The sequence below is a fragment of the Variovorax sp. RCC_210 genome (genome assembly GCF_041355175.1).
GTDB lineage: Bacteria > Pseudomonadota > Gammaproteobacteria > Burkholderiales > Burkholderiaceae_C > Variovorax.
In genome coordinates this window covers 132937-144058 of record NZ_JBFUPJ010000020.1, presented here as the reverse complement: position 1 = coordinate 144058, position 11122 = coordinate 132937, and the positions used below count along the sequence as shown (strand labels likewise).

The window sequence follows — 11122 nt, the reverse complement described above, 5'->3', positions numbered from 1 at the left end:
GCCTTCTCGTTCCCATGAACCACCTCCAGTTTCATCTTCCACCTTAACAAGGTGTCTTTGAAACCGGCAGCAGCCCACCGCGGTGAATGGACTCGGCATCGCGTATCACTTCGAGCGCGATGGCGTGGGCGAGTTGTTGGCGCAGGGCCGGTTGGTCCAAGTCTTGGCGGACTGGTCAATCTCTCGCCCAGGGCTGTTCCTCTATTACCCGAACCGGCAGCATCGACCCACGCTCCTAGGCGCGTTCGTCGACTGTCTGTTGGACAAAGATTTGGCATGACCTGAAAGGCTGGCCGCTTGGGTCGCAGACGGGCCGGAATACGCAGCTCCTGAGCCTGGCCGTCGCGGGGGCCTGCTGGCTTTTATAGCGACGGGCCGCGATATTGAGGCGCGCGACAGCAATGATCAGCAGTGGCTTGTCCCGGTTGGACAGGAGCTGCATGTCGACGCCTAGGCCCTTTTTTCCAGTTCATTGGCCTTGTTCAGGAGGTCCTGCTCGAAGCGCAGTTGCGTGACTTCGCGGCGCAGCGACTCAACCTGGCGCTCTAGCTCGTCGCGCTCTTGTGAAGTCGAAGTTGGATTGGTGCGGTGTATGGATGCGGGGCCTCGCATCCCAGAAGTTGGTTCTTCCAGTTGACAGCGTTGGCCAGCACACGCCGAACTTGTCGGCGACAGCTTGCGCGCTCGCCTCATGCGCGCAAAGCTCCATGACTTCCGCTTGCATCGCTTCCCGGAATGCCGTCGTCGACCCACGTTGCCGACGACGGCCCTTCTAGCCTCAGGAAGGGCCTCGCGAATCCAGGCGGTTAGCGTCCCTCTGCACGGATAGCCCAGTGCCCTCATGGTGGCAGCAATGCAGCAGTCGTGAGTGAGGTAATGCTTGATAGCTGCCGCCTCTTGCTTCTGCTGGTATTCGTTGTACCAGGCCTTCAGCGAATTCTTTGTTGGATAGGCGAGCTGGCGGATGGTGGGCCTGACGCGTTCGCCAAGCTTGATGTTGAGCTCAACCGATCGAATCCGATCTTCGTAGGAATACACGAACTACCTCCTACTAGTCCAAGTTGTCGTCGCATCCCCCGCGGGTCAGGATTCCGTGGAAATCAACACGATGAGCAACAGCCAAAGCTTGCGCGTGCAACCCGCGTTCGCACGAAGCTCGCTGCAGCCATCGAAAACCGAATGACAAGGTGAAAAGGGACGTTAGCGAGGAGCGGCGCCAAGGCGATGAAGGATGGGCCGCCTAGATGTGCTCGGCTCCGGAGCCGGTCAGAGCCCATTGCTCCCCATCTAACCACAACGACGTCCATGGGAGCCTTCTACGGCAGGCTGTCTGTAGTTCCAGCCGGCGCGCGATTCAGATGTCTTCGAGCGAGCTGCGGCTGGTTTCGACTTTGAGCCGGCACACGGCCGTGATCAACAGGCCCAGCAACGCGATCACCAGGGCGAGCACGCCCGCTAGCCCATAGTTCTTAAAGAGAATAAGCGTCATGAGCGGCGTGCCAATGGCCGCGCCGCGCCCCAGCATGCTCGCGAAGCCGGCGCCGCGCAGGCGAAACTGCGTCGGGAACAGTTCCGGCACGAAGCCGAACTGCCCGATCGACACCAGAAAATAGGTGGCCGACACCAGCAGGAAACCCACGGTAATGATGGCCTCGGGCGAAGTCATCATCGCGAAGGTGCCGCCCAGCACCATGATGGCCAGCGACGAGACCACCAGCGCTTTCACGCGCGTGATGCGGTCGGCTACGAACACCGCGAGCATCGAGCCCGCGATGGCGCCGAAGGTCATGGCCGTCGTGTAGCCGAGCGACTTGGTCACCGTCATGCCCTGCTGAACGAAGAAGGTCGGCAGCCAGACGATGAAGCCATACACCGTCACGTTGATGGTCACGACGATGATCACCGCCACGAGCAGCCGGGGCAGGATGCGCGCGGAGAACAGCTCCCTGAGTGGAGCCGCCTTCACCGTCAGCGTCTTCACGCCTTCCACCGGCGGCAGCGCGCCGTGCTGCGCGGATACCTCGGCCTCGATGGCGCTCAACGTGGCTCGCGCCTCATCGTTGCGGCCCATCGACTCCAGCCAGCGCGGCGACTCGGGCATCGACTTGCGCAGCGCCCAGATGAACAGGGCCGCCACGCCAGCGATGCCGAACATGTAGCGCCAGCCGAAAGCCGGAATGACGAAGTAGCCGGTCCACGAGGCCAGCGGCAGTCCGGCCGCGATGATGAGCGACAGCAAGGCGGCCCAGCGCCCGCGATGGCCGGGAGGCACGAACTCGCCCAGTGTGCCGGCCGCGATGACCAGTTCGGCACCCAGGCCCACGCCCATCAGAAAGCGCAGTCCGATCAGCGTCTCGACGTTCGGCGAGAACACCGCCGCAATGGACGCAGCGCCGAACATCAGCAAGTTGCCCTGGTACGACGCGCGGCGCCCGAAGCGGTCGCCGATCAGGCCGGCCAGCGCCGCACCGACGAACATGCCGAAGAAAGTCGCCGACAGGAAGGCCGCGTTCTGCGCGAGGCTGGAGAAGCCCTCTTTGTTCATCGCGGCCAGCACGCCGCCGGCCAGGTAGATGTCGAAGGCATCGATCAGCGCGCCCCCCGCGATCAGGCCGAGGATCTTCCAGTGGAAGCGGGACAGGGGCAGACGGTCGAGCCGGGGCCCCGAGTTGACGGGCATGTTCATTTTGTCTCTGTGTTCGTTGTTGTTCGTTCAGTCGATCGCGAGCAACAGGGCCGCGACCCCGTCGGGGTCCGTGACCATGGCGTCGTGGCCCGTGGCCAGTTCTTTCCAGTCCCAGCCCGAATGCGCGCGCACCCAGTCGCGCACGGGCTCCAGCGCCGGGTAGGCGGGCGCAGTGCATGCGATGTACGTGCAGGGCAGGCCGTTGCCGACCGCGTGGCGCAGCGGCAACGGGCTGTCGTAGGTGCTCGCGGGATGCGGCGTGAGACGTCGGGCCACCCACGCGGCGCGCGGATGGTCTGCGGGAATGCCGAAGGCCGTGACCGGCACCACGGGCCACACGAGCCCGCCGCCTTCGTCCGCGATCTGGCGGCGCCGCGCAGCGACGATGTCGGGCGGCATCACGCCGAAGGCCGTCTGGCCGCCGTGCAGCACAAGGCCGTCGAGGTACACCACATGCCGGATGCGTTCGGGCACGCGGTCGGCCGCGATGGAGATGGCGCAGCCGCCGAAGCTGTGGCCCACCAGCACCACGTCGTCGAGCTCTTCGGCTTCAAGGTGATTCACCAGGTCGTCGCCGAGCATCGCGAGCGAGATCTCGCTCGACAGCAGGTGCTTGCGTTCACCCGACCCGGTCTGCGTGGGCGTGGTCACGTGGTGACCCGCCGCACGCAGCACCGAGGCCACGTCGCGCCAGCACCAGCCGCCGTGGAATCCGCCGTGCAGCAGCACGAAGCGCTTGGCCGTCATGAAGATGCGCGCCCGGGCTCAGGGACCGGCCGCATGACCGACGTCACGGGACAGTGCGTGCTCGTCGCGCGACTCGGCGATCACGCCCAGGCTGCGCAGGCGGGCGATGGCGTCGTCGTCGAGACCGGCTTCGCGCAGCAGCGCGTCGTTGTCCTGACCCATGCGCGGTGCGGCGCGTTGCGGCAGCACCATGCCTGGCACGCGGATCGGGTTTGCGACCATGCGCGCGGCGCGGCCGTCGCCGTACTCGTAGTCGACCACGCCGTCGCGTTCGTGCACGAACGGGTTCTCCAGCGCCTGTGCCACATCGAACACCGGCGACACGGGCACCTTGCCCGCGAGCCGTTCGATCCAGGCTGCGGTGGGCGCCTGCATAAGCGCGTCGTCCAGCAGGCGGGTGACCTGCTCGCGGTTCTTCAGCCGGGCGGCAAAGGTGGCGAGCTCGGGGTCGCTGGCCCACTTGGGATGGCCCAGCGCGTTCGCCAGAATGGGCCAGAACTTCTCCTTGTTGCACATGATGAAGATCCAGCCATCCTGTGTGCGGTAGAGCTGGCTCGGCACCAGGCTCGGATGCCCACTGCGCGCGGTGCGCCCTGTCACCACGCCTGCATTGAGGAACCACGTGCCGGGGTAGTTGAGGTTGTGCAGTGCTACGTCGAACAGCGAGGTGTCCATGTCGAGCCCCACGCCCGTCTTGCGCGCGCGGGTCACGCCGGCCAGCAGGGCGAAGGCAGCGGCGAGCCCCGTCATGAGATCGACGATCGAGAGTCCGTAGCGCGTCGGCGGGCCTTCGGGCTCGCCCGTGAGCGTGAGGTGACCAGCTTCGGCCTGCATAAGGTAGTCGTACCCAGGCCAGGCCTTGCGCGAGCCCTCGCGACCGTAGGCCGACAGGTGCGTGCAGACGATGGCCGGGTTGACGTCCTTGAGCGCCGCGTAGGTCAGGCCCAGCTTCACCGGCAGGTCGCCGCGCAGGTTGTCGAGCACCGCATCGGCACCGGCCGCTAGCCTGCGGAACGCGGCCATGCCTTCGGGGTGCTTCAGGTCGAGCGTGATGCTGCGCTTGTTGCGGTTGAAGGTCTGGAAGAAGTGGCTGTCCTCTTCGCCGAAGAAGTGCGGCCCCACATGGCGGCCGACGTCCCCGCCGTCCTTGTGGTTCTCGATCTTGATGATCTCCGCGCCGAGGTCGGCCATGTAAGAGGTGCCGAACGGGCCGGCCCCGTATTGCTCGACGGCGAGCACGCGCAGTCCGGCCAGGGGAAGGGTGGAAGAGTTGGATGTGGACATGAAAGGAATTCAGTAACGGTGGCTCAGAGCTGGGGGTCGGCCGCCAGCAGCGATTCGAGCGTGCGCACCGACGCGAGTTTGTCGAGCCCCAGCACCTGCGCGCACACCGCCTCGGCGTGGGCGCGCGGGAACCACAGCGTGGCGTTGTCCATGAACTTCTCGCGCACCTCGTCGTTCGTGAGCGGGCGCTCGGCGTGGCCGCGATTGACGGGCTCGCGGTGCACGCGGGTGCTCCCGTCCTCGAAGGTCACGCGCACTTCGCCCGTGTAGTGGCGCGGGAAGGTGGAGGCCGGGTCTTCGACATAGTTCACGCGCGCCATCAGGTCGCGCACGCCTTCGTCGCTGAAGGCGGCGGGCTCCAGTTCCTTCAGGCCCAGACGCCCGCGCAGCAGGCCGCTGGCCACCGCGTAGGGCAGGCTGAACTTCGCCTCGTAGTCGCTGGTGGGGCGGCGCTTGGCGTCCTGCGGTTCGCACACGGCCTGCACCACGCCTGCGGGCACGGCCACTTCGACGCTGCGGATCGCCGCCGTATCGATGCCCTGGCGCCGCAGCGCGATGGCGGCGTCGGCGCTGGCATGCACGAAGTGGCACATCGGGAAAGGCTTGACGGCGACGTTGTTCAGCTCCCAGTGGCTGGCTCGGCCTTCGGCGTCGATGCCGGCGGTGCCTAGCGCGAGGTCGATCTGCGCCTGGCGCGCGCTGTCGAGGTAGCTGCGGAACAGGCCGTAGCGGCCCGTGTAGGGCGCGTCCGGCGCGGGGATGTTCTGCTGCGCGAAAGTGGCGGCGGTGATACCGGCCTGCGCCGCCCAGCCGGGGTGGATGCGCTTGGTCCAGCTGCCGTCCTCGATGAACTGCAGGCTGCCGCTGGCCAGCGACAGTGCAATGCCTTGCGCCGCAACGAGGCCGGCCTGATCGAGCCCGATCATGCGGCCCACGGCCAGCGCGCTCGCAAAGGCACCGACCACGCCCGTGGGATGAAAGCCCTGACCGTGGAATCCGCTCTTCACCACGCTGGCGATGCGCGCCCCCGTCTCCAGGCCGGCGATATAGGCGGTGAGCATGTCCGCGCCGCTCTGTTCGCGTGCCGCCGCGAGGCTGAACAGCGCGGGCAGCACACTCACGCTGAGGTGGATCACGCCGGCCATGTGCGTGTCGTCGTAGTCCAGCCCATGCGTCAGCACGCCGTTGAGCAGCGTCGCGTCGCGCAGCGGGAGCCGGCGCGAGAAGCCGATGGCCCCCGCCGTGCAGGCAGCGGGCACGTTGACGCCGGGCAGCGCGTGCACGGCGCTCTCGAAGCGCAGCGCGAAATCTTCACGCCGCGCGGCTAGTGCGCAGCCGATCGCGTCGAGCATCAGGTGGCGTGCGCGCAGGCTCGTTTCGGCGGGCACGTCGCCCAACTGCAGGCGATGGGTGTACGTGGCCAGCGTGGCGGCCACAGCGTCGGGGTGCGAGGAGGGGGGGTCGGTGGTCTGGGTCATTTCTGCTTGGGGATTGGGTGTCAGTCGGCCTTGGCGCCGGAGTCCTTCACCGCCTTGGTCCATTTGGCGATCTCGGTCTTCACGAAGACGCCGAGTTCTTCGGGGGTCTTGACGAGCGGCTCCACGCCTTGCGCGGCGAAGGTGGCGCGCACGTCCTTGCTGTTGAGCGCCTTGTTGATCTCGGCGTTGAGCTTCGCGATGACCGGGGCGGGCGTACGTGCGGGCGCCATGATGGCGATCCACGGCACGCCGCTGAAACCCGGATAGCCGAGCTCGGCGATGGTCGGCAGATCGGGCGCGGCGGCGATGCGCTCGGGGCTGCTCACGGCCAGCGCGCGCAGCTTGCCCTGCTTGACGAAGGGCAGCGTGGCCACCGAGGTCTCGAACATCATCTGCACGCGCCCGCCCATGAGGTCGGTCAGCGCCGGCGGGCCGCCCTTGTACGGGATGTGATTGATCTCGATGCCGGTGGCGCTGCGGAACATCTCGGTCACCAGATGGTTGGTGACGCCCACGCCGCCCGAGGCGTAGTTGATCTGGCGCGGCTGCGCCTTGGCCAGCGCGACCAGTTCCTTCACGTCCTTGACCGGCACGTCGGGGTTGACCACCAGCACCTCGGGCACGATGGCGACGCCGGCCACCGGCAGGAAGTCTTTCACGGGGTCGTAAGGCAGCTTGCTGTACAGGCCCGGGTTGACGGCCAGCGGACCCGACGAGGTCAGCAAGAGCGTGTAGCCGTCGGGCGCGGCCGCCGCGGCCTGTTGCGTGGCGATGATGCCGGCCGCACCGGCCTTGTTGTCGACGTAGAAACTCTGGCCCAGCGACTCCTGCAGCTTGACCGCAATGATCCGGCCCAATGTGTCAGTCGCCTGGCCCGGCGGAAACCCGGTCAGCACCTTCACCGCCTTGTTGGGATAGTCGCTTTGCGCCTGCGCTGGGAGGGCAGCAAGCGCTATGGCCCCCGCCAGCGCCGAGGCGAACACGAGAGGACGGAAGAACGCACGCATCGATGTCTCCTGTATTTGTATGGACAAATATAGGATGACTGATCGACACTGTCAATGCGGGCCCGCCCCGCCGCTGCCGGAAAAAATTCGGGGGCTAGCGCCTCAGTTGCATGCGGTAGCTGAAGCGATCGCTGGGATGCACGTTGTCGGCAACTTCGAGCAGACGACCCTGGCGGTCGTAATACCTGCGCACGATGCGCAGCGCGGGCGCGCCGGCTTCGCAGCCGAGGTTGGCCGCGTCGTCGGCATCGAGCACGGTGCCGCTGAGCTCCTGCTCAACGCGCTCGATCGTGAGCCTGTATTCGCGTTCGATCAGCGAATAGACAGCGGCATGGCGCTCGCGCAGCAGTGCGCCGATGCCCGTGAGTTCGGGGTTCAGGAACAGCCGCGTGATGCAGAAGGGTCGCGACTGCGCTGCCGCCTTGCCCGCGCGCGGCGGCTCGGTGGTGTAGCGCACGCCCAGCGCATAGGTCCATTCCTCCCCGGGGGCGACGTCGAAATCCTGCGCCTGCGCCGCGCCCAGCATGACCTTGCCGATGTAGACGAAGCGCAGCTCGGTGTCACGGGCGTACTGCAGCAGGTCGGGCAGCGAAGTGGCGTCGTGCGCATAGCGCGCGGTGTCGGGCTTGGCGATGACCACCGTGCCGATGCGCGGCCGGCGCGTGACCAGGCCGGCCGACAGCAGCACGCGGATGGCCTCGCGCGCCGTGAAGCGGCTGATGTCGAACTGAGCGCACAGCTCCGCTTCGGTGGGCAAGCGCGAGCCGATGGGGTAGGTCTCGTCGGCGATTGCGCGCGTGAACTCGCGCGCGATCTGCGCGTAGCGCGGCGTGCCGGCGTCGTCCGCGCCGGCGTCCGGCGCGTCGTCTGGTGGTTTGGTTTTGCGGGATGAGGGGCTCACTTGCCGATCATCGCATTGCCGAAACCTTGACAGCCCGGCGCGGCATGGTTTATTGTACGGACAAATAAGAGAGATATGTGAAGCGAGACATTTGTTGCCCATGACCGAATTCCCGATGCCCGCCGTGCCGCGATCCATGCTGTTCGTGTCCGGCGAAAAGCCCGAGCGTTTCGACAAGGCCATGGCCGCCGGCGCCGATGTCGTGTGCATTGACCTCGAAGATGCCGTGGCGCCCGCGCGCAAGGAAGCCGCGCGCGCCGAAGCCTTGCGCTGGATCGCGCAGCAGCGCGATGGCCGCGCCGCGCAGCCGGCCATCGCGCTGCGGCTCAACGCCGTGCGCACGCTCGAAGGACTTCACGACGTGCTCGCCCTGGCTGCCACTGACGCGCGCCCTGACTGGCTGCTGCTCCCCAAAGTCGAGGCCGCCTCCGACCTGCAGTGCGTGCAGGCCTGGCTCCGCCGGGGTTGCCCGCCGCTCGTGGCGCTGATCGAAACCGCAGGCGCCATCGAAGACGCCGGGTTTATCGCGCGTGCCGGCGGCCCGCTCGCCGCGTTGATGCTCGGCGGCGCCGATCTGTGCGCGGAGCTCGGCGCGCAGTTCGGCTGGGACGCATTGCTGCATGCGCGCGCCCGCCTGCTTCACGCCGCGCGCGCCGAGGGGCTGCAGGCCTGGGACGTGCCGCACATCGACCTCAAGGACCTGGCCGCACTGGCCGAGGAAACACGGCGCGTGCTGGCGTTGGGCTTCGACTGCAAGACCGCCATCCACCCGCAGCAGCTGCCCGTCATCCACGAAGCCTTCACGCCCCCGCCCGATCGCATCGAGTGGGCCGAAGCCCTGCTGGCCACGCTGCCTGCGGACGGCCAGGCCGGCGCCTTCATGTTCCGAGGCGGCCTGGTCGACGCCCCCGTGCTGCGCAATGCACGGCGCATTCTTTCGCGGGCCGGTCGTCGCTGACCGCCCGTTCCCCTCACTCACCGCTTGCTCTCAAAGGAAGTAACCATGGTTCAGGTCATCAAGAAAATCGGCGAACAGCGTTATCGCGAAAGCTTCGGCCGCCACTACGAAGAGTTCCACGTCGGCGATGTCTACGAACACCGTCCGGGCCGCACCATTACCGAGACCGAGAACACCTGGTTCACGCTGCTCACCATGAACACGCACCCGATGCACTTCGATGCCGAGTACGCCAAGGCCAGCGAGTTCGGCCGCTGCATCATCTGCAGCCCGTTCACCGTGGCGCTGATGGTCGGCATGAGCGTCACCGACGTGAGCCAGAAGGCCATCGCCAACCTCGGCTGGGGGGACATCAAGATGACGCACCCTGTGTTCGCGGGCGACACGCTCTACGCTGCGTCGGAAGTGCTGGACAAGCGCGAATCGGCCTCGCGCCCCGGCGCCGGCATCGTGACGGTGCGCACCGTCGGCACCAACCAGGACGAGAAGATCGTGTGCACATTCACCCGCACCATTCTGATCGCCAAGCAGGGCCACAGCGTCGAAGACAAGGTCGGCTACTGAGCCGCGCGGGAACACAGCCATGATCCCGACGAACGCACATGAGACCACCAACGACCAACAGGAATTCGTCGACGCCGTCGAATCCTGGGCCGAGAAAGAGTTGCGCCCCGTGGCGCGTAAATACGATCTGGCAGACGAATATCCGCACGAAATCGTCGAGCAGATGAAGGAGTTGGGCCTGTTCGGCGCCACCATCGGCGAGCAATACGGCGGGCTTGGCCTGTCGGCTTGGACGTATGCGCAAATTGTGGTCAAGGTGTCCTCGATCTGGATGGCACCTTCAGGCATCTTCAACTCGCACCTCATCATGGCCTCGGCCATCGAGCGCGCGGGGACGGAGGCGCAAAAGGCTCAATACCTGCCCCGAATGGCCAGCGGCGAGTTCCGCGGCAGCATCGGCCTCACCGAGCCCAACGCCGGTTCCGACCTGCAAGCCATTCGCACGGTGGCAAAACTCGAAGGTGACCGCTATGTGGTCAACGGCAATAAGACCTGGATCACCAACAGCATGCACGGCCACGGCACGCTGCTGCTGGTAAAGACCGACCCCGCCGCCGAGCCGCGTCACAAGGGCATGAGCCTGCTCATCGCAGAGAAGGGGCCGGGCTTCAACGTGGTGGGCAAGCTCAAGAAGATGGGCTATCGCTCAATCGACACTTGCGAGCTCAACTTCGACGACTACCGAGTTCCCAAGGCGAACTTGCTGGGTGGCGTTGAAGGCAAGGGCTTCGTTCAGACAGCGGGCGGACTGGAACTGGGCCGCATCAACGTGGCGTCGCGTGGGGCGGGCATTGCGGAGGGCTCACTCAAGCTCGCGCTGCGCTACGCGCAGGAACGCAGCGCCTTCGGGAAACCGATCTGGCAGCACCAAGCCGTGCAACTCAAGCTGGCCGACATGGCCACGCAAGTGGAGGGCGCCAAGCGCCTCATCGAACAAGCCGCGAGCAAGTTCGACGCGGGCGAGCGCTGTGACCTGGAGGCCGCGATGGCCAAACTTGCAGGCTCCGAGGCTGGTGCGTTCTGCGCCCAAGAGGCCATGCGGATCTTTGGTGGATACAGCTATTCCGTCGAATACGAGATCGAGCGCTTTTACCGCGACGCCATGCTCATGTGCATCGGCGAGGGCACGAACGAAATCCTCCGTACGGTGATTGCAAAGCAGCTGGTAGAGCGCTACAAGGTCTAGCGTCAAGCACCCGTGCCAGCCACGTCAGCACTCGTAGTGCCGACGGTAGCGACTGTAGGCGAACTGTCAGAGGCGCGCGGAGCCCAAAGGCCATCTGGCTCGTGGGCAAGGGGCTGGGGTTGTCGGCATCGAGCGTCAGCCGCGTGGTAACGCGGCTTGAGAAACGCCCGAGCGTGCGTGGCCGATGCAGCTGAAAGCGTCTGGGCACATCCAGACTCGTCCAGCCGGAAATACTCGCAGTCCGTCGATGGAGTCGACCGTCTGCGCCATGAGGGCCTGCTAACCATTTCCAGTCGATACCTGCACCGCGT

General features: G+C 66.2%; 9 protein-coding genes and 2 pseudogenes. 4 read left to right on the top strand and 7 right to left on the bottom strand.

Features of this window, described 5'->3' with window-relative positions; translation table 11 throughout:
* Window positions 1-79 precede the first annotated feature (79 nt).
* A pseudogene (locus AB6807_RS35910) lies at window positions 80-280 on the top strand (LysR family transcriptional regulator); the annotation flags it as partial.
* Window positions 281-394: 114 nt separating this feature from the next.
* Here AB6807_RS35910 and AB6807_RS35905 read toward each other — a convergent pair.
* From AB6807_RS35905 to AB6807_RS35875, 7 genes and pseudogenes are all read right to left on the bottom strand, one after another.
* Window positions 395-1038, bottom strand: a pseudogene (locus AB6807_RS35905) (transposase); the annotation flags it as partial.
* Window positions 1039-1354: 316 nt separating this feature from the next.
* Window positions 1355-2686, bottom strand: coding sequence for an MFS transporter (locus AB6807_RS35900; protein ID WP_371088311.1), 1332 nt, complete (start codon window positions 2684-2686; stop codon window positions 1355-1357).
* A gap of 27 nt (window positions 2687-2713) precedes the next feature.
* Window positions 2714-3433 (bottom strand): alpha/beta fold hydrolase, encoded by a 720-nt coding sequence (locus tag AB6807_RS35895; protein ID WP_371088310.1) that lies wholly within the window; start codon window positions 3431-3433, stop codon window positions 2714-2716.
* 18 nt (window positions 3434-3451) lie between these two features.
* On the bottom strand, window positions 3452-4717 hold the full coding sequence (locus tag AB6807_RS35890) for a CaiB/BaiF CoA transferase family protein (protein ID WP_371088309.1): 1266 nt from the start codon (window positions 4715-4717) through the stop codon (window positions 3452-3454).
* Between the two features lie 23 nt (window positions 4718-4740).
* Window positions 4741-6195, bottom strand: a complete 1455-nt coding sequence (locus AB6807_RS35885) for an MmgE/PrpD family protein (protein WP_371088308.1) — start codon at window positions 6193-6195, stop codon at window positions 4741-4743.
* Between the two features lie 20 nt (window positions 6196-6215).
* Window positions 6216-7202, bottom strand: a complete 987-nt coding sequence (locus tag AB6807_RS35880; RefSeq protein WP_371088307.1) for a Bug family tripartite tricarboxylate transporter substrate binding protein — start codon at window positions 7200-7202, stop codon at window positions 6216-6218.
* Between the two features lie 94 nt (window positions 7203-7296).
* Window positions 7297-8103, bottom strand: a complete 807-nt coding sequence (locus AB6807_RS35875) for a GntR family transcriptional regulator (protein WP_371088306.1) — start codon at window positions 8101-8103, stop codon at window positions 7297-7299.
* A 100-nt stretch (window positions 8104-8203) separates the two neighbouring features.
* Here AB6807_RS35875 and AB6807_RS35870 point away from each other — a divergent pair, with 100 nt between their 5' ends.
* From AB6807_RS35870 to AB6807_RS35860, 3 genes are read left to right on the top strand one after another with little or no spacing between them, the layout of a single operon-like run.
* Entirely contained in the window at window positions 8204-9061 is an 858-nt protein-coding gene (locus tag AB6807_RS35870) for a CoA ester lyase (protein ID WP_371088305.1), read from the top strand.
* Between the two features lie 45 nt (window positions 9062-9106).
* Window positions 9107-9625 carry a MaoC family dehydratase gene (locus AB6807_RS35865; RefSeq protein ID WP_371088304.1) on the top strand — a complete coding sequence of 173 codons (519 nt, stop codon included), beginning with the start codon at window positions 9107-9109 and terminating at the stop codon, window positions 9623-9625.
* A 19-nt stretch (window positions 9626-9644) separates the two neighbouring features.
* Window positions 9645-10811, top strand: a complete 1167-nt coding sequence (locus AB6807_RS35860) for an acyl-CoA dehydrogenase family protein (protein ID WP_371088303.1) — start codon at window positions 9645-9647, stop codon at window positions 10809-10811.
* Window positions 10812-11122 lie beyond the last annotated feature (311 nt).